The organism is Flavobacterium petrolei (genome assembly GCF_003314435.2).
GTDB classification, from domain to species: domain Bacteria; phylum Bacteroidota; class Bacteroidia; order Flavobacteriales; family Flavobacteriaceae; genus Flavobacterium; species Flavobacterium petrolei.
Map to the genome: position 1 here is coordinate 324478 of NZ_QNVY02000002.1, position 22971 is coordinate 347448.

General features: G+C 33.7%; 22 protein-coding genes. 18 read left to right on the forward strand and 4 right to left on the reverse strand.

What is annotated here, in order from left to right; translation table 11 throughout:
* Nucleotides 1–52 precede the first annotated feature (52 nt).
* Entirely contained in the window at nucleotides 53–1597 is a 1545-nt protein-coding gene (locus DR871_RS07940) for a DEAD/DEAH box helicase (RefSeq protein WP_113665776.1), read from the reverse strand.
* Nucleotides 1598–1703: 106 nt separating this feature from the next.
* Nucleotides 1704–2231, reverse strand: a complete 528-nt coding sequence (locus DR871_RS07945; protein ID WP_113665775.1) for a DUF6155 family protein — start codon at nucleotides 2229–2231, stop codon at nucleotides 1704–1706.
* A 101-nt stretch (nucleotides 2232–2332) separates the two neighbouring features.
* Here DR871_RS07945 and DR871_RS07950 point away from each other — a divergent pair, with 101 nt between their 5' ends.
* On the forward strand, nucleotides 2333–2611 hold the full coding sequence (locus tag DR871_RS07950) for a DUF3817 domain-containing protein (protein WP_113665774.1): 279 nt from the start codon (nucleotides 2333–2335) through the stop codon (nucleotides 2609–2611).
* Nucleotides 2604–3860 carry a mechanosensitive ion channel family protein gene (locus DR871_RS07955; RefSeq protein ID WP_113665773.1) on the forward strand — a complete coding sequence of 419 codons (1257 nt, stop codon included), beginning with the start codon at nucleotides 2604–2606 and terminating at the stop codon, nucleotides 3858–3860. The genes DR871_RS07950 and DR871_RS07955 overlap by 8 nt, the downstream gene beginning before the upstream one ends.
* A 53-nt stretch (nucleotides 3861–3913) precedes the next feature.
* Here DR871_RS07955 and DR871_RS07960 read toward each other — a convergent pair whose 3' ends face one another.
* The gene (locus tag DR871_RS07960) at nucleotides 3914–4297 is read right to left on the reverse strand and encodes an acyl-CoA thioesterase (protein WP_091169740.1); all 384 of its coding nucleotides are present in this window, start codon (nucleotides 4295–4297) and stop codon (nucleotides 3914–3916) included.
* A gap of 71 nt (nucleotides 4298–4368) precedes the next feature.
* Between DR871_RS07960 and DR871_RS07965 the strand changes: the two genes are divergently transcribed.
* From DR871_RS07965 to DR871_RS08040, 16 genes are all read left to right on the forward strand, one after another.
* Nucleotides 4369–4761, forward strand: a complete 393-nt coding sequence (locus tag DR871_RS07965; protein ID WP_113665772.1) for a glyoxalase — start codon at nucleotides 4369–4371, stop codon at nucleotides 4759–4761.
* A 301-nt stretch (nucleotides 4762–5062) separates the two neighbouring features.
* Nucleotides 5063–5776, forward strand: coding sequence for an esterase family protein (locus DR871_RS07970; protein ID WP_113665771.1), 714 nt, complete (start codon nucleotides 5063–5065; stop codon nucleotides 5774–5776).
* Between the two features lie 51 nt (nucleotides 5777–5827).
* Nucleotides 5828–6772, forward strand: a complete 945-nt coding sequence (locus tag DR871_RS07975) for an ATP-grasp domain-containing protein (RefSeq protein WP_207209801.1) — start codon at nucleotides 5828–5830, stop codon at nucleotides 6770–6772.
* Nucleotides 6773–6840: 68 nt separating this feature from the next.
* Nucleotides 6841–7950 carry a carboxylate-amine ligase gene (locus DR871_RS07980; protein ID WP_113665769.1) on the forward strand — a complete coding sequence of 370 codons (1110 nt, stop codon included), beginning with the start codon at nucleotides 6841–6843 and terminating at the stop codon, nucleotides 7948–7950.
* A 77-nt stretch (nucleotides 7951–8027) separates the two neighbouring features.
* A complete protein-coding gene (locus tag DR871_RS07985; RefSeq protein WP_113665768.1) occupies nucleotides 8028–8858 on the forward strand; it encodes a type 1 glutamine amidotransferase in 831 nt (276 codons plus the stop codon).
* A 15-nt stretch (nucleotides 8859–8873) separates the two neighbouring features.
* Nucleotides 8874–10064, forward strand: coding sequence for a hypothetical protein (locus DR871_RS07990; RefSeq protein WP_113665767.1), 1191 nt, complete (start codon nucleotides 8874–8876; stop codon nucleotides 10062–10064).
* 759 nt (nucleotides 10065–10823) lie between these two features.
* The gene (locus tag DR871_RS07995; protein WP_113665766.1) at nucleotides 10824–11387 is read left to right on the forward strand and encodes a gluconate 2-dehydrogenase subunit 3 family protein; all 564 of its coding nucleotides are present in this window, start codon (nucleotides 10824–10826) and stop codon (nucleotides 11385–11387) included.
* A 47-nt stretch (nucleotides 11388–11434) separates the two neighbouring features.
* A complete protein-coding gene (locus DR871_RS08000) occupies nucleotides 11435–13138 on the forward strand; it encodes a GMC oxidoreductase (RefSeq protein WP_113665765.1) in 1704 nt (567 codons plus the stop codon).
* 10 nt (nucleotides 13139–13148) lie between these two features.
* Nucleotides 13149–14309 carry a Gfo/Idh/MocA family protein gene (locus tag DR871_RS08005; protein ID WP_242497086.1) on the forward strand — a complete coding sequence of 387 codons (1161 nt, stop codon included), beginning with the start codon at nucleotides 13149–13151 and terminating at the stop codon, nucleotides 14307–14309.
* Nucleotides 14310–14348: 39 nt separating this feature from the next.
* On the forward strand, nucleotides 14349–15401 hold the full coding sequence (locus DR871_RS08010) for a sugar phosphate isomerase/epimerase family protein (RefSeq protein WP_113665764.1): 1053 nt from the start codon (nucleotides 14349–14351) through the stop codon (nucleotides 15399–15401).
* 13 nt (nucleotides 15402–15414) lie between these two features.
* On the forward strand, nucleotides 15415–15795 hold the full coding sequence (locus DR871_RS08015; protein WP_242497087.1) for a c-type cytochrome: 381 nt from the start codon (nucleotides 15415–15417) through the stop codon (nucleotides 15793–15795).
* Nucleotides 15796–15895: 100 nt separating this feature from the next.
* On the forward strand, nucleotides 15896–17353 hold the full coding sequence (locus tag DR871_RS08020; RefSeq protein ID WP_113665763.1) for a Gfo/Idh/MocA family protein: 1458 nt from the start codon (nucleotides 15896–15898) through the stop codon (nucleotides 17351–17353).
* A 32-nt stretch (nucleotides 17354–17385) separates the two neighbouring features.
* Complete coding sequence (locus DR871_RS08025; protein WP_113665762.1) at nucleotides 17386–18123, forward strand: 3-keto-disaccharide hydrolase; 738 nt, start codon at nucleotides 17386–17388, stop codon at nucleotides 18121–18123.
* A gap of 47 nt (nucleotides 18124–18170) precedes the next feature.
* Nucleotides 18171–19409: a nucleoside permease gene (locus DR871_RS08030; protein WP_113665761.1), complete on the forward strand. Its 1239-nt coding sequence runs from the start codon at nucleotides 18171–18173 to the stop codon at nucleotides 19407–19409.
* 10 nt (nucleotides 19410–19419) lie between these two features.
* On the forward strand, nucleotides 19420–20313 hold the full coding sequence (locus DR871_RS08035) for a hydroxypyruvate isomerase family protein (protein ID WP_113665760.1): 894 nt from the start codon (nucleotides 19420–19422) through the stop codon (nucleotides 20311–20313).
* Between the two features lie 19 nt (nucleotides 20314–20332).
* Nucleotides 20333–21208, forward strand: coding sequence for a sugar phosphate isomerase/epimerase family protein (locus tag DR871_RS08040; protein ID WP_113665759.1), 876 nt, complete (start codon nucleotides 20333–20335; stop codon nucleotides 21206–21208).
* Between the two features lie 71 nt (nucleotides 21209–21279).
* On the opposite strand, the gene DR871_RS08045 is transcribed toward DR871_RS08040, so the two are convergent.
* Complete coding sequence (locus tag DR871_RS08045) at nucleotides 21280–22935, reverse strand: M1 family metallopeptidase (protein ID WP_113665758.1); 1656 nt, start codon at nucleotides 22933–22935, stop codon at nucleotides 21280–21282.
* Between the last annotated feature and the right edge of the window lie 36 nt (nucleotides 22936–22971).

Genomic DNA, 22971 nt, shown 5'->3' on the forward strand with positions numbered 1-22971 from the left:
AGTGAATTTTATTTGCAACGAATAGCAGGATTAGCTCCTTGAAAAAGAAATATTAATCTTCGTCCGGTTCGTTCATTATTTTTTCACGATATTTTTTCCCTGTTAACAATACAAGTTTCAGTTTGTAATCGTCAACAAGCCATTCGCGGTAATTTTTGCTGCACTGACTCAAACATTTTGAATAGCGCTTGATGCGGCAATCGATATCGTCATCCAGCAGTTTTCCTAATGCTTTTGCTTCTTGTAATGTATCCGAATTGTCTACACACATGGCAGCGTGTTGCTCCAATGATTTTTCCAAAACTTCTTTAGAGCGCAGATTTTGTTTGATAATGAGTTTGTGCTCTTCATCGACATCAAAATTTACTACTTCGGTTTTACTGAATTTTGCACGGATTTCAGGAGGCATACTGTATTTAAAATACAATTCAATTTCTGTATCATCACGTAAATTTTCAAGGTAAAATTCTGGTGATTTAAAAATGTGCTGCCAGTTTACAGGCTCGCTCCACAATCCAAATCGGGCAGCATTATTTCCTAAATCGATAACGTTGAAAGTATCTTTATTAGGTAATTTTCGAGAACCACGACCAATCATTTGATAATATAATGTCAGTGATTTTGTTGCTCTGTTCAGAATAATTGTTTCTACGGTTGGCTCATCAAATCCGGTGGTAAGAATTCCAACTGAAGTCAAAATAGCATCCGGCGTGTGCTTGAACCAATGCAAAATATCTTTTCTTTCTTCGTTATTGCTGGTATTATCTAAGTGGCGAATGGCATAACCGGCTTCTCTAAATGTTTCATACACATATAAAGACGTATTGATACCATTATTGAAAATTAAGGTTTTCTTGCCTAAAGATTTCTCCGTATAAGCATGCAATAATTTTTCCTGCATGGCCATATTCGTATATAAATCATCTGATGATTTAACAGTGTAATCCCCGTTGATACCTACTTTTAGCGAGGTTAAACCCACATCATAGCTATAGGTTACCGCTTTTGCTAAAAATCCATTTGCAATCAACGAACTAATGGTGTCTCCTACGATTAACTCATCGTAGCTTTCATGCATTGGCAATTTTATATTCGAACTTAAAGGCGTAGCTGTTACTCCTAATATAAAGGCATTTTTGAAAGAGCTTAATAATTTTCGGAAAGAATTGTAATGTGCCTCATCGATGATTACCAATCCTACATTATCCAAATGTAATTTTTCATCATTGATACGGTTTTTCAAAGTCTCGACCATGGCCACAAAACAAGAATAATCGTTTTGGTCCGGAAGTTCTTTTACTTTACTGTTGATGATTTTGTTTTTCACATCAAAACCTTTCAACATTTTTGAAGTTTGCTTACACAACTCAATTCGGTGTGTTAAAACAACTACTTTTTTATCGTGTTGAGACAAATAACGTCGTACGATTTCAGAAAAAACTACTGTTTTTCCACCGCCTGTCGGCAATTGGTATAACAAATGATGCTGTGGTGGTGCATTATCAATGCGTTCAAATATGGCATCGATATCGCCTTTTTGGTACGCATAAAGTTCTTTTTTGTCTTCGATTTCTATTTCTAAAGTGTTTTGGGACATTGCTTATTGTTGGATTTTTGCAAAAATACGCCTAAAAAACAGTTTAATTGTCAATTTTAAATAAAAAAAATGCGATTGATTAAATAAAATTGAATTATGCAGGATATTAATATTCAAATCGCTCTATAATAGCATTAAATTCAGGTTCGTTGTACCATTTTTGTTTGATAGTTTCGTCATGAATCGCAGTTATTCTTGGTTTAAAGTCATTCAGAATTCCGTTTGAAATCAAGAAAATTACTGCTTGTTCAAAAGAATTGAACATACTTTTGAAAAACAAATCTTGTTTTATATCATGTTCGGATGAGAATGTTTGCGCAATTTCAATATTGTACAGCATGACATCAGCAATTACAAAGGGATCTACTCCCAAAAGAAGGAAATGCTTGATATATTTTTGAGCAACAGAGCGACGCATTTTTGGTTTGCTGCGTCTTCCCGCCTTTTTGAACGGATAATATTCATTGGAAATTTTGAGTTTGCATTCCTGTAAAAGCGTTTCTTCCTTTGGATTAAAAACAAAATTATAATAGACTTTTACGGGACTGAATTTCTCGTACAATTCGATAATTTGTTCTTCGAGTTGCTCCTTATTTAGTTCGGCTAAGTATTTTTTTAAATCGCGTTTACTCATTATCAAAGTTTAAGGATACAAAAGTAATTTACTTTAGGAATCAATGCGCTAAAAATCAAACTTAATACTTATTTTTGCACATTAAATTTAAATAAATTCAAATGCTTAAGATTTTTAAAATTACTGCAATAATAGAGGGAATATCTGCTTTACTATTGTTTTTCTTTGCAATGCCAATGAAATATATTTATAATGATCCTTTTTATGTTAAACATATTGGTATGGTGCATGGGATATTATTTACTTTATACATAGTTCTTGCAACAATTTTAAAATTTAAAGAAAAGTGGGATTTTAAAAAATATTTTATAATTTGTATTGCGTCAATTCCTCCATTTGGTACTTTTTACATAGAAAGAAAATACCTGAAAAATGTATAAATACATAGAAAAAACATTCACTTTTCTATACCCTATATTTAGAAAATGGGGATTTGGAAGCAGTTCAGCTTCCTATATTAGCTTAGTGCTAAACATTATTTTTTTGTGTGTAATGGCGTATGTGATATACGTGATTTTCAGGCTTATTTTGGTTACCATTATGGCCGTTATTGCCCAAAAAACCAAAACTAAATTTGATGATTTACTGGTAACCAACAAAACGGCGAAATACATCGCACACTTAATTCCGCTGTTGTTTATTTACAAATCAGTTCCAATTATTTTAGATCGATTTGAATATTGGGAAGGTTTTTTTGGAAAATTGGTTGGAATCTACATCATCATTCTGGTTTTATGGATTATACGTACGATATTCAATGCTTTACGCGATTATTTAAAATTAAAACCGAGATTTAGCGACAAACCAATCGACAGTTTTATTCAGGTAATCATGATAATGCTATGGGTAATTGGAATAACCTTAATTATTTCTAAGTTATTTGATATTGATCAAAAGGAGCTTTTAACCATTTTAGGAGCGGTTTCCGCGGTGATAATCTTGATTTTTAGGGACACTATTTTAGGTTTTGTTTCTAGTGTTCAGGTTTCTATTAATGATATGGTTCGAATTGGTGACTGGATTACAATGGATAAATTTGGAGCTGATGGAGATGTGATTGAAATCAATTTGGCTACGGTAAAAGTTCGAAATTTTGACAATACTACAACTACAATTCCCACCTATAGTTTAAGTTCTGATTCGTTTCAAAACTGGCGAGGAATGCTAAATTCTGACGGGCGACGCATCAAAAGACACATTCTGATCAAAACAAGCAGTATTCGGTTTTTGGAGGAAGCCGAATTGAATGACTTGAAAAAAATTCATCTTATTTCGGATTATATTGACACCCGAAAATTAGAAATAGACGAATATAATACTGCTAATAAAATTGATAAATCAATTGCTATCAATGGAAGAAATTTGACTAATTTAGGATTATTTCGAAAGTATATTACGGAATACCTGTTTAATTATCCGGAATTAAACAAGGACATGATGATGCTTTGTCGCCAGTTGCAATCTACGTCACATGGGGTTCCGCTTGAGGTTTACGCATTTTCACATGACAAACGATTTGAAAATTACGAGTACATTATGTCGGATATATTTGACCACATCATTGCTTCAGTAGGATATTTTGACTTAGAAATTTTCGAGACAGCCACAGAAAACGAATTTCCTAGTTGATAGTGTTTTTTCAATTAAAATTACAAAGACGTTTCTAATCAAATTTTCAAAAACTACAAACGATCTTTTACATATTCAATTGCTGTTTTGCCATGCGCTTTTGGTTTTCCATCGGCATCCAAATTGACCATTGTAGTATGATCTATTGTAATTATTGTTTCGCGGGTCATCATATTTCTCGCCTCGCACTTGAGCGTGAGTGAAGTATTCCCAAATTTTATAACATCAATTCCAATTTCGATAATATCACCTTGTCTTGCCGAACTTCTAAAATTGATCTCAGACATGTACTTGGTGACAATTCTGGTGTTTTCTAATTGAATAATTGTGTATAAAGCCAATTCTTCATCAATCCAAGCTAATAATTTACCTCCAAATAAAGTTCCATTTGGATTTAAGTCTTCTGGTTTAACCCATTTTCTAGTATGAAATCTCATAAATTTTTTATATATAAATGTAAAAATAAGCTATTCCTATTTCATTTTGTTTTAATTTTAAAGAAAAAAAAATGAACACACGCGATACTTTTTTAAAAGAATTTCGAGGACAGACAATCGGTTCCGTAACCACACAATCTACTACGGAAGAATCATTTCAAAATGAAGTGCTTCGTCCCATTTTAAAGCTACAAAATGATTTGTTTATAGCGTCATTTACTAATTATATAAGCAAAAATAAAGTTGATTTTTACAGTAATTCTGCTGATAAAAAGTCAACTATTATAGAAAAAGCAATCCAAAAAGACATCAAGTTCAGAAACGCTTTGAAGGGAATGATTATCGGTTTATTCACCGCCGATGAATATGCTGTTTATGTAAAAAACTCTTCAAATATCAACAAAAGAATGATGAGTATGCTGGTAGAACGATTAAAAAGCCAAGTGCAGCTGTTTGAGATTTAAAAAAGCTGTTAAAGGCAATATTTCGTTACGTGTATAATTGATGAATCTATTTCAAATAGTAATTTTAGGAGATATTTATCCGTGATTTGAAAATGAAATTCGCTTTGGATTTAAAACTCCACAATGTTAAAACAACTTCATTTATTGTTTATAATTTAAAAATTTGCTGCTTCTTAATGTAAATATTACTATTTCTTTCTAATTTCATAATCCTAATCTTTTTTATAATAATTATCAGTTAAGTTAGTTTTTATCTGAAATTTGTATAATTTTTTTCATTATAATTGTTAAAAGTAATTTTATGAAGGAAGAATATTTCAAATGGCATTCCCCAAATTTAAATAGAGATATTGAAATGTTGGTTTTTGGACATGCGGGATATCCTGTAATCTTATTTCCAACTTCTATGGGAAGTTACCATGAAAATAAAGATATGGGATTGATAGAATCCGCAAAATGGTACCTTGAGCAAGGTTTAATCCAAATATTTTGTCCGGATAGTATTGACAAAGACAGTTTTTACAATAAAAATATCCATCCCGTTCACCGTATAGAAAATCATGTCAGATATGACAAGATGATTTGCCATGAACTAGTTGAGAGGGTAAAAAACAATACTCCCTCAGGCAAAGTAGCTATGGCAGGTTGCAGTTTTGGTGGTTATCATGCCGCAAATTTTGCATTTAGACATCCCGGTTATGTGAGTCACTTATTTTCTATGAGCGGCGCTTTCAATATCAAGAGTTTTTTGGATGGTTTTCATAATGACGACGTTTTTTATAACAGTCCGGAAGATTATCTCTATGGTCTTAATGATCCAGAATTATGGAATATGGATATTGTCCTTGGAACTTCAAACTGGGATATTTGTTTTGATGCCAATCTAAAATTAAGTAAAGTTTTAAGCGATAGAAATATGCATCACTGGCTAGATATTCGTCAGGAACACAAACACGACTGGCCGGTTTGGAAAGAAATGTTTCCGCACTACTTATCAAGAATCAGATTTTTTTAGATTCCAGTACCAAAAGAAAAAAAATAAAATTAAGTAATTTATAAACGTATCATGATGAAAAAAATTGGAATTTTATTTGGAATGGAAGACACTTTTCCACAAGCATTTATTGATCGTGTCAATTCAAAAAACGAAAAGGGAATCATTGCGGAAGCAGTAGCTATAGATAAGGTAGTTCAGAATAAGGATGGAGAATATGCTGTAATTATTGACCGCATTTCACAAGATGTTCCTTTTTATCGCGCCTATTTAAAAAACGCAGCTTTGACAGGAACAAATGTAATTAACAACCCTTTCTGGTGGAGTGCTGATGATAAATTTTTCAATAATGCATTAGCTGACACACTTGGAGTTCCACTTCCCAACACAGTGATTCTTCCTTCTGCAGAACATCCTACGGATACGACCGGAAAATCATTCCGAAACTTAAAGTACCCAATGGATTGGGAAGGAATATTTGAATATATTGGCTTTCCGGCCTACATGAAACCTTATTCTGGCGGTGGTTGGAAAAACGTTTACCGCTTGGAAAACATTGAAGAGTTTTGGGAAAAACATCAGGAAACGGGACAGTTAGTGATGATGTTGCAAGAGGAAATCGTTTTTACGGAATACTTCAGAGTATATTGTTTGGGTTGTAAGGCCGTTAGGATTATGCAATATGAACCAAGAAATCCGCATCATTTGCGTTATGTAATTGATGGTCCTCCGGTAGATAAAAAATTGTTGGCCACCATAAAAGATTATACTTTAAGACTGTGTAAAGGTTTGGGATACGATTTTAATACAGTAGAATTTGCCGTTAGAGATGGAATCCCTTATGCGATAGACTTTGGAAATCCAGCTCCTGATGCCGAGTTGACTTCTGTAGGTGCTGAAAATTTTGAATGGGTTGTGGAAGAAGCTGCGAAAATGGCAATCGCTGCTGCAAAAAAACAAAAATCTGGAAAAATGAACCTGACATGGGGTACTTTTATCAAAGATGCAGTAAAATAGTTTTCAGTCACGGTATTCAGTAAACAGACTGAAAACTGCGACTGCGACTGAACACTAAAAAAATAATTATGTTAAAGAAATTACCTGTTTTTACACTTGGTGTAGAAGAAGAATATCAAATTATAGATCCTGAAACTAGAGATTTACGGTCGCATTTATCCAAAATTGTGGATGGTGCAAAGATAATTTTGAATGAGCAGGTTAAGGCTGAAATGCATCAATCTGTGGTTGAAGTGGGCACTAATATTTGCAATAATGTAAATGATGCCAAAAATGAGATTCGGTTTTTACGTTCGAAAATCGTTGAATTAGCAGACAAACAAGATCTTATTGTGGGCGGAGCGGGAACGCATCCATTCTCAAAATGGCAAGATCAGCCCATTACAGATGATCCCCGATACCACGATATTGTAAATGAATTGCAGGATGCAGCGCGTTCAAATTTGATTTTTGGAATGCATTGTCATGTAGGTATTGAAAATCGTGATATTGGCTTACAATTGATGAATCAGGCTACTTATTTCTTGCCGCATATCTTTGCGCTTTCGACTAATTCCCCATTTTGGGAAGGAAGACAAACAGGCTATAAATCCTTTAGAACAAAGGTTTTTGATAAATTTCCAAGGACGGGTCTACCGGAATATTTTGATTCAGTTAGTTCGTATGATAATTATCTGGAAACTTTGGTAAAGACGAATTGTATTGATAACCCTAAGAAGATTTGGTGGGATTTAAGATTACATCCTTTTTACAATACGATTGAATTCAGGATTTGTGATATGTCATTGACTGTAGATGAAACCATTTGTATTGTCGCAATTATTCAAGCAATTGTAGCCAAACTATATAAATTGAATATGAATAACACCAGTTTTAATGTGTACAGACTGGCTTTGATAAAAGAAAATAAATTTCGTGCAGCACGTTACGGGATTGAAAATAACATGATTGATTTTGGTTTACAAAAAGAAGTTGAAACTAAAATGCTTATTCTGGAATTGCTTGATTTCATTGATGATGTTGTGGACGAATTGGGAAGTCGTTCCGATATTAATTACGTTCATGAAATTCTGAAAAACGGAACCGGAGCTGATAAGCAACTCGCAATTTTTCAAGAAACGGGAGATTTGTCCAGAGTGGTTGACTTTATAACTAGTGAATTTACTAAAGGATTATAAAAATAAAACGCTTTGTATGTTTTGCCGGACGTCATAAAATATAAGTTACCTTTGCACATTGTTTTTAAAAATAGATTATGTCCAATAAAATCATAAAAATCGCCCTTTTAGATATGTACAATGGAGAACCTAATCAGGGAATGCGTTGTATTATTGAAATTATCAACAGATTTAGTCCGGTGGTGAATTTTAAAATATTTGATGTTCGACTAAAAAGCGAGTTACCTGATATAAAATCCTTTGATATTTATATTTCAACCGGTGGTCCCGGAAACCCATTAATTGGAGATGGAAATTGGGATGTAAAATACTATGAATTTATTGATTCGCTGAACAAATGGAATGCTGAAAACCCAGTTAAAAAACATGTTTTATTTATTTGTCATTCTTTTCAAATGGCCTGCCTGCATTTTGGACTGGCAACGGTGACCAAAAGAAATGATACTTCTTTTGGAGTGATGACCATGCATAAAACGAATGAAGGGAAAACAGATCCTTTATTTGAGGGTTTAGCAGATCCTTTTTACGCGATTGATTCCAGAGACTACCAAGTTGTACAACCTAAGTTAAGTGTTTTTGCGAAAAAAGGCGCCAAGATTATTTCATTAGAAAAAATCAGAGATCATGTTCAATACGAACGTGCGATCATGGCAGTTCGTTTTACCGATTATTTTGTAGGTACACAATTTCATCCTGAAGCAGATCCGATAAGCTTTGTAACCCATCTAAGAAATAAAGAAGCGAAGGAAAAAATTAAGGAAATGAAAGGGAAAAAGAAATTCAGAAATATGCTGGAAGATTTATTAGATGATGACAAGATTTACAGAACAAATGAAACTTTGATTCCTAATTTTCTGCGAATAGCAATTAATGACTTGATGAAAACTAAAAAAACATTTTCCAATTAACTTAATATATTCCAAATGATTACAAAATATCGGGAGTTATTTAATGCTCAGTTTACAGAAAGTAAATATCAGGAATTCAAAAATGATGTTGCTTCCGATTTTAATTATTTGCCTACTTTCCGCTTAGCTGAAACCCCTTTTTTTATTTCGAAAGAGTTAAAAGAACAACTAATTGAAGGTTGTAATGATGTTATAGCTTTTATTCAGATAGAAGACTTTAAGTTAATCACAAACAAATCATTAGAACTTAACCCTAACGTTCCAAATGAGGACAATCACACTACTTTTTTAGCGATTGATTTTGGAATTTGTGAAGAAGATGGTCAAATTATTCCTAAACTAATCGAAATACAAGGATTTCCTTCTTTGTACAATTATCAGTTTAATTTATATGAAAAGTTCCAGAACCATTTCCCTTTTCTTAGTGAATTGACTCCTTTTATAAATAATATTCAGCCACAAGAATATTTGGATATTTTGGAAGAAGCAATTTGCAATCATCATCCAAAAGAAAATGTTATTCTGCTTGAAATAGAACCTGAAAAACAAAATACCAAGATTGATTTTTATTATTGTAAAAGAGATATCGGAATTCCAATTGTATGCGTTACTGACTTAATCAAAAAAGGAAAACAATTATTCTATAAAAATGCGACCGGAGATGAAATTCTCGTAAAAAGAATCTATAATCGGGTTATTTTTGATGAATTGGATTTGCGAACAGATTTAAAATTAAATTTCCATTTTTCTGATGAACTTGATGTGGAATGGGCAGGACATCCTAATTGGTTTTTCAGAATCAGTAAATTTATTTTACCTTTTTTAAAAGGGAAATACTTTATTGAAACTACTCTTTTAAGCGAACTCAAGGAAATCCCCAAAGATTTAGAAAACTATGTTCTAAAACCACTATTTTCATTTTCAGGGACAGGCGTTATTTTTCATGTTACAAAAGGAGATATCGAATCTGTAGTTGAAAAAGAGCATTATATTCTTCAAAAAAAGGTGAACTACCTTCCTATTGTACAATCTCCTGAAGGAAAAGTCAAAGCAGAAGTTCGTGTACTTTGCATCTGGAAAAAAGAGGATGCTGCTCCTACTCTAGTCTGCAACTTAGTACGATTAAGCCGAGGTGAAATGATAGGTGTAAAATTCAACCAAGATAAAGATTGGGTTGGCGGAACACTTGGATTATTTGAAAGGTAAAATATTCTGTGATTATTTTCGAGGGACTTCATTTTGTTGTTTTTAAACAAATATTCATCTCTTTCTTAAGTAAAAACTCAAAAAAATTGAGACAATTTTTCATTTTACCTGAGAATAAGAGCCTGGATTAAAACAATCGTGGCTTTCTTACTTTTGTCTCTTTTTCATCTTGTCCTGTGGCAAATTGAAATGTAAATCAATTATACTCTCTAAGATTAATTGAAATTTTTAGTATTTATAAAAAAAAATTGCCAACTTAACAACTTTATCACATCTTCATTTTAGCAACTCTTTTTAATGAATTTTCACTTTAAAAAGAGCTTCTACTTATTATTTATTTGAACTTTTATTTGGTTATAAAGCAAGAATATTTCTGATTTTATCAACACAGAATTTCGCTACATAATTTAAAGTTCTTTTTTAAGTACTATTATTGATGATAATGTCATTTTAACGCATTGAAAATCTTGAAAATAAAAATTAAGTAAAATTTTATCAGTTAAAACTTATTTATTAGAAATAAAAACGACAAAAAAAAGAATTCTAAATCATTTCCGACTTGCAAAAAATATATTTTTTATCGTAATAATAGATTCCAGATAGTGTTTACTGAATTTTATAAAGAGATTCCCTTAATAATTTGAAAAATATGGAATTATTCAATATTTTAACATAAAAAAAACTAAGCTGTTTTTTTTTTCTTTATTATTGTATAGTTATAATAATTTAAGAATAATCAACAATTTTAATAATTAGCAAATGAATAGAAGAGAAGCACTTAAAAGCGTTGCGTTTTTGATGGGAAGCGCAATCTCAGCAACTACAATGGGCGTTTTATTTGAAAGTTTTACTTTGCCCGAACAAGAAAAAAATCACGTGTCTTTTTCTGCTACGGATGAGGAAATTTTGGCTGAATTCGCCGACATCATTATACCAACCACAGCCTCTTCGCCAGGAGCTAAGGCTGCAGGACTGGGTGCTTTTATTCCAATGATGATTAAAGATTGTTATCCTGCAAAACTGCAAGAAATTTTTGCTTCTGGATTAAAGGCAATGCAATACCAATGTTCTAAAGATTTTGGTAAAGATTTCTTGTCAATGTCAGTTGAAGAGCGTCAAAAACTAATGACTTCATTGCGTGATGAGGCAATTGCGAGCAATAGAGCTCCTTCATTCTTTTTATTAGCTAGAGATTTAACTCTTCTTGGGTATTACTCTTCTGAAATAGGTTGCACACAAGCGCGCGAATATTTACCTGTTCCTGGACGTTATGATGGAAGCGCAACTTATACACCAGGACAAAAAGCTTGGGCTACCAATTAATTGTTTGCTATTATCTTAAACTATTTAAATAAATAAAAAAACTAAACGTGAATATAAATACCAATTTAAAAGCGGAAAATACATACGATGCTATTGTAGTAGGATCAGGAATTAGTGGTGGTTGGGCTGCAAAAGAACTTACCGAAAAAGGTTTAAAAGTTTTGATGTTAGAACGCGGAATGAATATTGAACACATTACAGATTATGAATCTGCAATGAAAGCTCCTTGGGAATTTGAACATGCAGGTAAACTTACAGAAGAACAAAAACGAACACATCCAGTTCAAACAAGAGATTATCCATACAATGAAGCTACCGAAAAATGGTGGGTTAATGATTTAGAATGTCCATACACAGAAGACAAACGTTTTGACTGGTACAGAGGATTTCATGTGGGTGGAAAATCCTTAATGTGGGGTCGCCAAAGTTACCGTTTTAGTGACCATAATTTTGAGGATAATGCTAAAGATGGTCATGGTAATGACTGGCCTATTCGTTATAAAGACCTTACTAAATGGTACGATTATGTGGAGAAATTTGTAGGAATCAGTGGACAAGCGGAAAACTGGCCATTATTACCCGATGGTAAATTTTTGCCACCAATGGATTTAAATTGCGTTGAAAAATCAGTTAAGGAAAGACTTGAAAAACATTATAACAAAACACGTATTCTGACTATTGGCCGTACAGCAAACTTAACTGTACCTCATAAAGGACGTGGTAGTTGTCAATATAGAAATTTATGCAGCCGTGGTTGTCCGTTTGGAGCATATTTTAGCACACAATCATCAACATTGCCTGCTGCTATGGCAACGAATAGGCTTACCGTAAGACCCTACTCTATAGTGAATCATATCATTTATGATAAAGACACCAAAAAGGCAAAAGGGGTAATGGTTATTGATGCAGAAACAAATGAAACCATGGAGTTTTATGCCAAAATTGTTTTTGTGAACGCATCCACATTAGGATCAACTTTCCTATTATTAAATTCAACTTCAGAAGCACATCCAAATGGAATGGGTAACGCCAGTGGACAATTAGGACATAATTTAATGGATCATCATTTCCGTTGTGGCGCTGAAGGAAGTGCTGAAGGTTTTGAGGATAAATATACGTACGGTAGAAGAGCCAATGGAATTTATATTCCAAGGTACCAAAATGTTGGAAATGATAAAAGAGACTATTTAAGAGGTTTTGGATATCAAGGTGGCGCCAGCAGAGGGTTATGGCATAAGGAAGTTGCCGAATTAGCTTTTGGTGAAAACTTTAAAGATACCATGTCATTGCCTGCTGATTCTTGGAGTATGGGCTTGGGTGGTTTTGGGGAAATGTTACCTTATTATGAAAATAAAGTGTACATCGATCATACCAAAAAGGACAAATGGGGACAACCGGTTTTGGCCATTGACTGTGAAACCAAGGGTAACGAAGCAAAAATGCGGGAAGATATGATGAATGATGCTGCCGAAATGCTGGAAGCTTCAGGAATTAAAAATGTAAAAACGTATGATAACGATTACTATCCCGGAATGGCTATTCACGAAATGGGTACCGCGAGAATGGGTAATGATCCTAAAGATTCTGTTTTAAATAAATGGAATCAAATGCATGAAGTAAGTAATGTTTTTGTTACTGATGGTTCTTGTATGCCTTCTATCGCTTGTCAAAATCCATCGTTAACGTTCATGGCCTTAACAGCTCGTGCCTGTGATTATGCAGTAAAAGAATTAAAAAAAGGAAATATTTAGGTTCATCATTATGAGAAAATTAAGAATGGGAATGGTTGGTGGTGGTCAAGATGCCTTTATAGGTGCAATCCACCGCTTAGCCGCCAATATGGATGGACTTATAGAATTAAGTTGTGGTGCATTAAGCATAAAACCAGAAACTGCTCTTGCATCTGGAAAGGCCTTATTTCTTCCGGAATCAAGAATATATTTGACTTATGAAGAAATGATTAAAGCAGAAGCGGCATTGCCAGCTGATGAAAAAATCGATTTTGTCACAATTGTTACTCCAAATTTTGCACATTTTGCACCTGCAATGATGGCTTTAGAACATGGTTTTAATGTAGTTATAGAAAAACCAATGACTTTTTCATTGGAGGAAGCAAAACTATTGAAACAAAAAGTGGAAGAAACAGGACTAATTCTGTGTCTAACGCATACCTACTCCGGTTATCCAATGGTTAAACAGGCGAAAGCAATGGTTCGAGAAGGGAAACTAGGTAAGATTAGAAAAGTTTTAGTTGAATATCCTCAAGGTTGGCTGAGCACACTTTCAGAAAGAGAAGGAAACGCGCAAGCAGCTTGGAGAACGGATCCTAAAAAATCTGGGAAAAGTTCTGTAATGGGCGATATTGGAACTCATGCCTCACATTTAGCTGAATATATTACTGGTGCTAAAATTACCGATGTTTGTGCGGAATTAAACACCTTAGTTGAAGGTCGCTTGATGGATGATGATGGCGCTGTGTTATTAAAATTTGACAATGGTGCTAAAGGAGTTTTAATCGCATCACAAGTTGCAGCTGGGGAAGAAAATGCTTTGAAAATTAGAGTTTATGGTGAAAAAGGTGGAATCGAGTGGTTTCAACATGATCCAAATACTTTAATGGTGAGATGGTTAAATGAACCAGCTCAAATTTTAAGAGCTGGATCTAATTATAGCTATTTATCATCTTTTGCAACTCATAATTGTCGCACGCCCGGCGGACATCCAGAAGGTTATTTAGAAGCATTTGCTAATATTTATCGCAACTTTGCTTTAACACTAGGCTGTAAATTAGATGGGACAGAACCTACTCCTGAAATGTTAGACTTCCCTTCTGTAGAAGATGGAGTAAGAGGAATGGCATTTATAGATAATGTAGTTGCATCATCACAATCGGATAAAAAATGGACTCCTTACGTTTTATAATAAATTAGGAATTCATAAAAGTTTTAGACAAAATATAATATGACAACAATACAAGGTCCTGCAGTATTTTTAGCGCAGTTTATTAGTGATGAAGCTCCTTTTAATTCCTTAGACGGAATTTGTAAGTGGGCAGCTGATTTGGGTTTTAAAGGTATTCAAATGCCAACATTAGATACTCGATTCATTGATTTGCAAAAAGCAGCAGAAAGTAAAACCTACGCAGAGGAACTTAAAGGTACAATTGCTTCTTACGGACTAGAAATCACGGAATTATCAACGCATTTACAAGGTCAGTTAGTAGCTGTTCATCCTGCTTACGATGATTTTTTTGACGCTTTTGCTCCCGTGAATGTTCATGGAAATCCTAAAGCTAGACAAGAATGGGCTGTTCAACAGTTAAAATATGCCGCAAAAGCATCCCAAAATTTAGGATTAAATGCACACGCAACTTTTAGTGGTTCATTACTTTGGCAATATTTTCACCCTTGGCCACAAAGACCTCCGGGTTTAGTGGAAGACGGTTTTGCTGAATTGGCTAAAAGATGGTTGCCCATTTTAAATGAATTCGATCAAAATGGTGTTGACCTTTGTTATGAAATTCATCCCGGAGAAGATTTATTTGATGGCGAAACCTATGAAATGTTTTTGAAGGCAGTAAACAATCATTCTAGAGCCTGTTTGCTTTATGATCCTTCACATTTTGTATTACAGCAGTTGGATTATATTCAATACATTGATTTTTATCATGAAAGAATCAAAGCCTTTCATGTAAAAGATGCCGAGTTTAACCCTACCGGAAAGCAAGGAACTTTTGGCGGATATCAAAGTTGGGTAAACCGTGCGGGGCGTTATCGTTCTCCTGGAGATGGCCAAATTGATTTTAAAACTATTTTCAGCAAATTGGCACAATATGATTTCAAAGGTTGGGCAGTTATGGAATGGGAATGTTGCATTAAAAACCAAGAAGATGGTGCGCGAGAAGGTGCCGAATTTATAAAAAAGCATATTATAAAAGTAACCGACAAAGCATTTGACGATTTTGCTGCTGTGGAAACAAATAAGGCTTTTAATAGAAAAAACTTAGGATTATAAAAATTAAATTGAAATGAAAATGAAATTAAAATATTTGCTTTTTGGGGTTGCTTTAATTGGCTTAACCTCATTTTCTAATGATACTTTAGATACAAAATATACTACTGCGAGCAAAAGAACAAATACTGTTTTTCAAGTATCAGATGGTGAAAAACTAATTGCTAAATCGGATTGTATTGGATGTCATAAATTAGACAAAAAACTAATAGGTCCCTCCTATTTAGATATTGCAAAAAAATATCCAGCTACTGATAAAAATGTTGCTTATTTATCAGGTAAAATTATAAAAGGAGGCTCCGGTGTTTGGGGAACAATTCCTATGTCAGCGCATGCATCTTTGAAAAAGAATGATGCAACTTCTATGGCAAAGTATATTTTATCGCTGAAAAAATAATAGTACAGGTATTTGCAAATTCAAACTCACTGTAGATTATTTAAAACAGACCAATTCTCAAATAATTTTCATTTCTATTAACTAACCGTAATAAAAATAAATGAAACAAAAAGAAGACGAAAATAAAATCATAAATAACCGTCGTGATTTTATAAAAACAACTGCAATAGCAGCAGCAGCTTTTATGATTGTCCCTCGCCATGTTTTGGGTCGAGGATTTGTTGCACCAAGTGATCGTTTATCAATAGCAAGTATTGGTGTTGGTGGAAAAGGAAAATCTGATATTGCTATGTTTGCAAGCAGTGGAAAAGCTGACATTTCATTTTTATGCGATGTTGATACCAGAAGAGCCGCTGCAAGTGTAAATGCTTTCCCTAAAGCAAAATTTTATAAGGATTGGCGCGAAATGTTAGATAAAGAACATAAAAATTTCGATGCCGTTTCTGTTTCTACTCCAGATCATAATCATGCTATACAAGCGCTAGCCGCAATGCAATTAGGGAAACATGTTTATGTTCAAAAACCTATGGCACATGATATGTACGAAGCGCGTATTTTGACTCAAGCTGCCAAAAAATATAAAGTGGTAACCCAAATGGGAAATCAAGGTGCCTCAAATGATGGTACCAGAATAATGAAAGAATGGTATGAAGCGGGTTTAATTGGAGATGTTCACACTATTCATGCTTGGACGGACCGTCCGGTTTGGCCGCAAGGTATTCCTTGGTCAGCCAATAAAGCGGATATTCCAAAAGAATTAGATTGGGATTTATGGCTAGGAACGGCTCCTTACAAAGAATACGTAAATAAATTAGTACCATTCAACTGGCGCGGTTGGTGGGATTATGGTACTGGTGCATTAGGAGACATGGGTTGCCATTTGTTAGAAGCGCCTTTTAGTGTATTGAACTTAAAATATGCGAAAGATGTTCAATGTAGCGTAGGTTCTGTTTATGTAGATGAATTTAAAAGGGGATATTTCCACGAGAGTTGTCCCCCTTCAAGTCACGTAACCTTAACTTTTCCAAAAACGGAGAAAACAAACGGTGACATAGCAGTTCACTGGATGGATGGAGGAATTCAACCTGAAAGACCTTCTGAATTAGGACCTAATGAAATTTTTGGCGATGGTGGAAATGGAACATTATTCACTGGAACTAAAGGAAAAATGATGTGTGATACGTATGGTTTAAATCCTCGTTTACTTCCTCTTAGCAAAAATGAAAATCTCAAAGTTGCTCAAAAATATAGCAGAGTAATTGATGGTTCCGAAGGTCATTACAGACAATGGGTAGAAGCCGCAATTGCAGGTTACGGGAAAAAAGAATTAAGTTCTCCTTTTGAAATTGCCGGACCATTAACTGAAGCTTTGTTGATGGCAAATCTTGCAATAAGAGGTTACGATGTCATGCGAGAAGAGCTTGGAGAAGAAGTGTATCCAGGACGTTCTGCAAAATTACTATGGGATAATGATGCTATGAAAATTACCAATTTTGATGAAGTTAATCAATTTGTAAAACGTGATTATCGTCAAGGTTGGAAAGCTTTAACTCTTTAAGCAAGATTAATTATTAATTCAAAAATTTAAAAATGATTAAAAATATTTGTACTTCATTAATTGTTATGATATTGATTCAAACTGCAAATGCGCAACAAGCGCCCGTACCAAAAGGATTTAAATCAATATTTGATGGACAATCAACAGCCGGATGGCACAGTTACGGAAAAAAAACAGTTGGTTCTGGTTGGAAAGTTGAGGAAGGCACCTTGCATTTTGATCCTACTGCTGCACAAAATGGACAAGGAGGCGATTTGGTAACTGATGTAGAATACGAGAATTTTCATTTGAAATTAGAATGGAAAGTTGCAGCTAGTGCCAATAGTGGTATCATTTTTTATGTAAATGAGGATTTGACAAAATTCAAAAACACCTATGAAACTGGTTTAGAAATGCAAGTATTGGATAACAATGGCCATCCAGATGCTAAAATTGAAAAACACAGAGCTGGTGATTTATATGATTTAATCAAAAGTACATCAGAACCCGTAAAACCTGTTGGAGAATGGAATTCTGTTGATATTGTTTGTAAATTCGGAAAACTAACGATGTTATTGAATGGTGTAAAAGTAGTTGAAACAACACTTTGGGATGATAATTTTAAAACTATTGTAGCAGGAAGTAAATTCGCTTCTTGGCCTGGTTTTGCAGCATTCAAAAAAGGAAAAATTGCACTACAAGATCATGGAGATAATGTATGGTTCAGAAATATCATGATAAAAGAATGGAATACCATGAAAATTACAACCGGATGCGAAGCCGGAATGTAATTAATATCTGAAAATTAAAAAAATAACCAAAACCAAAATAAAAAATAATGAATAGCACAATCCGAGTTAAATTATCCATAATGATGTTCCTTGAATTTTTTATCTGGGGAGCATGGTTTGTAACCCTTGGTACGTTTCTGGGGAATAATCTAAAAGCTTCTGGATCAGAAACTGCTGCAATTTTTTCTACACAATCATGGGGCGCCATTATCGCACCTTTTATTATTGGATTAATCGCTGACCGTTATTTTAATGCTGAGAAAATTTTAGGAATACTTCATCTTATCGGAGCATTTTTAATGTATCAAATGTATCAGTCTGAAGAGGTTGGAATGTTCTATACCTACGTTTTGAGCTATATGATTTTATACATGCCAACATTGGCTTTAGTAAATTCAGTTTCTTTTAATCAAATGAAAGATCCCGAGAAAGAGTTCGCAAATATTAGAGTTTGGGGAACTATTGGTTGGATTATTGCAGGTTTATCTATCAGTTATTTCTTTCATTGGGATTCTACTGAAGGAATAAGTTCAGGTTTACTTAAAAATACCTTTTTACTAGCTGGTATTGCTGCATTATTATTAGGTTTATTTAGCTTTTCATTACCAAAAACACCACCAAAAGTAAGTGATGAAAAAATAAAAATCGGAGATATTATAGGTCTTGATGCTTTGAAATTATTGAAAGATAAAAACTTCGCTATCTTTTTTGTTTCTTCAATTCTAATTTGTATTCCTCTTGCTTTTTATTATCAAAATGCGAATCTCTTTTTAACGGAAGCAGGAGTTGAAAATCCTACAGGAAAAATGGCCATTGGTCAAATATCTGAAGCACTATTTTTATTATTGATTCCTGTGTTTTTTACCCGTTTTGGTTTCAAGAAAACCATCTTGGTAGGAATGTTAGCATGGGCAATTCGTTATGTTTTATTTGCTTATGGAAATGGAGATGATTTAAGCTTCATGCTTATTATAGGTATTGCATTACACGGTATTTGTTATGATTTCTTTTTTGTTTCTGGTCAAATCTATACCAATTCAAAAGCAGGAGAAAAATATAAAAGTGCTGCTCAGGGTTTAATCACATTGGCTACTTATGGAGTTGGAATGTTAATTGGTTTTGCTGTTGCAGGCTGGATAACTGATAATTACAAAATGGCTGATGGTGCTGTAAATTGGCAAATGGTGTGGATTATTCCTGCTGGTATTGCTATAGTTGTCTTCCTACTTTTTGCACTTTTATTCAATGAAAAAAACAAAGTAGAAGAAACTTCTTCTGCTATATAAATAAATAAAAATGAGCACTAATTTAAATAGAAGATCCGCCATAAAAGGGATATTAGCCGGAACAGCCGCTATGGGAATTCCTTCTGGATTTTCTGCTTTGGCTATGCCAATGAATAATACAGAAGAACAATTAGGTATGTTGAAAGGAAATATAAATCACTCCGTTTCTCGCTGGTGTTTTGACAATCTTGACTTGGATACACTTTGCATTGAAGCTAAGAAAATTGGAATAACCGGTATTGATTTAGTAGGTCCTGCATCATGGCCCACATTAAAAAAATATGATTTAGTTTCAACAATGTGTAACGGTGCAGAAATTAATTTAGTGGATGGTTTTAATGATCTTAAATTTCACGAAACGCTTATAAAAAATTATACCGAAATGATTCCGCTCGTGGCAAAAGCCGGTTATAAAAATCTGATTTGCTTTAGCGGAAGCAGAAGAGGAAAAACGGATGAGGAAGGTTGGAATAATTGCGTTATTGGTTTACAGAAACTGCTTCCACTGGCTGAAAAGCACAATGTGGTTTTAGTAATGGAACTCTTAAACAGCAAAATTGATCATAAGGATTATCAATGTGACCGAACATCATGGGGAGTAGCATTAGCAAAACGTTTGAATTCTGAAAATTTCAAACTGCTATATGATATCTACCACATGCAAATTGATGAAGGTGATGTAATTAGAAATATTAGAGGAAATCATCAATATATTGCACATTTTCATACTGCAGGTGTTCCAGGACGAAATGAAATTGATGACACACAAGAATTAAATTATGCTGCAATTATGAAAGCAATTGCAAAAACTGGTTTTAAAGGATTTGTTGGGCAAGAATTCATTCCCAAAAATCCAGACAAACTAGCTTCACTGAAACAAGCTATTACTATTTGTGATATCTAACTAATTTAAAAAATAACTCATGATAAAAAGAAGAGAATTTTTAATTAATACTGGTTTAGCATTAGGTGCTTTGGCCCTTGCTCCTACATTTGCTTTTGAATCAAAAAAGAGAGCTATCGGAATTCAGTTATGGACGCTACGCGATACATTACCAAAAGATGTCAAAGGAGTTTTGTCCCAAGTTGGTAAAGCTGGATTTTGTGAAGTAGAAACTTTTGGTTACTCAGCCGACAAAGGTTTTTTTGGAACCTCAGTTCGTGATTTTAAAATGATGTTGGATGATAATGATTTAAAAGCCACAAGTAATCATTATGATTTTAATTCGATGATTAAAGACGGCTCGACAGATTTAGTTCAAAATTACATAGAAACGGCAAATTTATTAGGTAGCGAGTATGTAACAGTACCTTATATAGTTTCCGAATTGAGAGGAACTACTGGAGATGCCTATAAAAAATTAGCAGTACAAATCAATAAAGTGGGTGAACTTTGTAAAGCTGGTGGCTTAAAATTAGCATATCACAATCATGATTTTGAATTTACAAAATTTGGTTCAACCAATGGATATGAGATTTTATTAAATGAAACGGATAAAAATTTAGTTGATTTTGAATTGGATTTATATTGGGTAGTTCGTTCTGGAAATGATCCATTACAATTATTCAAAAAATATCCAGGACGTTTCACAATGTGGCACGTAAAAGATATGGATAAAGTAAATCCAGATTGGAATGCTGAAATAGGAACGGGAACTATTGATTTCAAATCGATTTTTGCAGAAGCTAAACTATCTGGAATGAAACGTTTCTTTTTGGAGCACGAATCCAACTATAAACCAAATCCAATAGAATCTGCTACAACAAGTTTTAATTACATTAAGAAAAATTTAATCTAAATATTTTTAGAAAAATTGAATAAAAAAAGGGATACTTATTGTATCCCTTTTTTTATAATTTATTCTTAAACTTACTCCGTAATATTAAAACTGGCTACATAAAAGTTTTTATCTATTTCCAGTTTTGAATTTTCAGTATTTGCTGGAACATTTTTCCATTCTGTCTTTGGTTGCAGCAATTCTTCTTTCCCATTCAGCGTTACTTTCACAGGCATATTAAATCCAGCAACACAATTCGTCCATCGATATCCAAACTGATTGTCATTGAAAAAATATTCTAAGGTAGGAATTCGGGTATCTCTTAAATACTGATTAAAAACGGTAGACAAATCGATTCCAACTTGCTGACTTAAACAATCTTCAATTTGTTTAGTCGTTACCGTTTGATGATAAAACGTACTGTTCAAGCCTCTTAATATTCCTCTCCATTTTTCATCATCATTTACAATTTGGCGAAGAGTATGCAACATATTCGCGCCCTTAGGATACATGTCCCCTGAACCTTCATTGTTAACATCATAGTTTCCTATAATTGGTTTGTCATTTTTTATTCCTTTTCTGGTTCCTCTAACATACTCGAATCCAGCGTCTTTTCCATAGTAATATTCTACAAAAAGACTTTCAGAATAGTTGGTAAAACTCTCATGAATCCACATGTCAGCAATATCTTTGTACGTGATATTATTAGCAAACCATTCATGTCCAGATTCATGGATAATGATAAAATCAAATTTTAATCCCCAACCCGTACCACTCAAATCGCGTCCTAAATATCCGTTTTGAAATTTATTTCCGTATGTAACTGAACTTTGATGTTCCATTCCTAAATACGGAGCTTCAACTAATTTATAACTGTCTTCATAAAATGGATATGGTCCAAACCAGTGTTCAAAAGCTTTCAACATCTTTGGGACATCCTGAAATTGTTTTTTGGCTTTCGCCAAATTGTCTCGTAAAACGTAATAGGTACAATCTAAATCTCCTTTTTCTCCTTTATACTTTTCTGAAAACGAAACATAATCGCCTATGTTTATGTTTACTCCATAATTATTAATTGGATTAGAAACATACCAATTGTAGGTTTTAGTTCCATCCTTTAATTGCTTGACACTTAGCAAACGTCCATTAGAAACATTAGTCAAATTTTTTGGAACATTGACACTAATCAACATATTTTCCACTTCGTCATACATGTGATCTTTGTTCGGCCACCAAACACTAGCTCCCAATCCTTGACAGGAGGATGCAATAAAAGGGTTACCGTTATTGTCTTTCTTCCAAGTAATTCCTCCGTCCCAAGGCGGATTTACTGCAACTTTTGGTTTACCTACGTAAAAAACTGTCAGTTCTTTTACAGCACCTTTGGTTTGAGGAGCAATTAGTTCGATAAAGAAAGCATTTCCTTCTCTGCTGTATTTTAAAGTCGTACCATCTTGAATGACTTTATAAATTTGCATTGGATTTTGCAAATCAATTTGCATAGTCTTGTATTCCTGAAGAACTTGATATTTTATAGTGTTGGAACCTGAAATAGTGCTGTCTGCAGTATTTACCTTTATATCAAGATGGTAGTTTTTTACGTCCCACCACGCTCTTTCTTTAGTGACGCTGCCACGCAAAGTATCTTGTCTGGTGAATATTTCCTCTTTTTTTTCTAAAAGTCCTTGTGCTTTTGTTCCATTAAAAATAACAAAAGAGATAAAAATAAGACAGAATTGTTTTTTCATAGTGAATTTACTTTGGACAAAAATAAACTTTAAAAT

Coding starts and splice junctions, on each gene's coding strand:
- DR871_RS08035 (WP_113665760.1), top strand. CDS start 19,420: ATGAGCACTAATTTAAATAGAAGATCCGCCATAAAAGGGATATTAGCC.
- DR871_RS07970 (WP_113665771.1), top strand. CDS start 5,063: ATGAAGGAAGAATATTTCAAATGGCATTCCCCAAATTTAAATAGAGAT.
- DR871_RS07995 (WP_113665766.1), top strand. CDS start 10,824: ATGAATAGAAGAGAAGCACTTAAAAGCGTTGCGTTTTTGATGGGAAGC.
- DR871_RS08025 (WP_113665762.1), top strand. CDS start 17,386: ATGATTAAAAATATTTGTACTTCATTAATTGTTATGATATTGATTCAA.
- DR871_RS07975 (WP_207209801.1), top strand. CDS start 5,828: ATGATGAAAAAAATTGGAATTTTATTTGGAATGGAAGACACTTTTCCA.
- DR871_RS07955 (WP_113665773.1), top strand. CDS start 2,604: ATGTATAAATACATAGAAAAAACATTCACTTTTCTATACCCTATATTT.
- DR871_RS08020 (WP_113665763.1), top strand. CDS start 15,896: ATGAAACAAAAAGAAGACGAAAATAAAATCATAAATAACCGTCGTGAT.
- DR871_RS07940 (WP_113665776.1), bottom strand. CDS start 1,597: ATGTCCCAAAACACTTTAGAAATAGAAATCGAAGACAAAAAAGAACTT.
- DR871_RS08040 (WP_113665759.1), top strand. CDS start 20,333: ATGATAAAAAGAAGAGAATTTTTAATTAATACTGGTTTAGCATTAGGT.
- DR871_RS07985 (WP_113665768.1), top strand. CDS start 8,028: ATGTCCAATAAAATCATAAAAATCGCCCTTTTAGATATGTACAATGGA.
- DR871_RS07965 (WP_113665772.1), top strand. CDS start 4,369: ATGAACACACGCGATACTTTTTTAAAAGAATTTCGAGGACAGACAATC.
- DR871_RS07960 (WP_091169740.1), bottom strand. CDS start 4,297: ATGAGATTTCATACTAGAAAATGGGTTAAACCAGAAGACTTAAATCCA.
- DR871_RS07980 (WP_113665769.1), top strand. CDS start 6,841: ATGTTAAAGAAATTACCTGTTTTTACACTTGGTGTAGAAGAAGAATAT.
- DR871_RS08030 (WP_113665761.1), top strand. CDS start 18,171: ATGAATAGCACAATCCGAGTTAAATTATCCATAATGATGTTCCTTGAA.
- DR871_RS07945 (WP_113665775.1), bottom strand. CDS start 2,231: ATGAGTAAACGCGATTTAAAAAAATACTTAGCCGAACTAAATAAGGAG.
- DR871_RS08045 (WP_113665758.1), bottom strand. CDS start 22,935: ATGAAAAAACAATTCTGTCTTATTTTTATCTCTTTTGTTATTTTTAAT.
- DR871_RS07990 (WP_113665767.1), top strand. CDS start 8,874: ATGATTACAAAATATCGGGAGTTATTTAATGCTCAGTTTACAGAAAGT.
- DR871_RS07950 (WP_113665774.1), top strand. CDS start 2,333: ATGCTTAAGATTTTTAAAATTACTGCAATAATAGAGGGAATATCTGCT.
- DR871_RS08005 (WP_242497086.1), top strand. CDS start 13,149: ATGAGAAAATTAAGAATGGGAATGGTTGGTGGTGGTCAAGATGCCTTT.
- DR871_RS08010 (WP_113665764.1), top strand. CDS start 14,349: ATGACAACAATACAAGGTCCTGCAGTATTTTTAGCGCAGTTTATTAGT.
- DR871_RS08015 (WP_242497087.1), top strand. CDS start 15,415: ATGAAAATGAAATTAAAATATTTGCTTTTTGGGGTTGCTTTAATTGGC.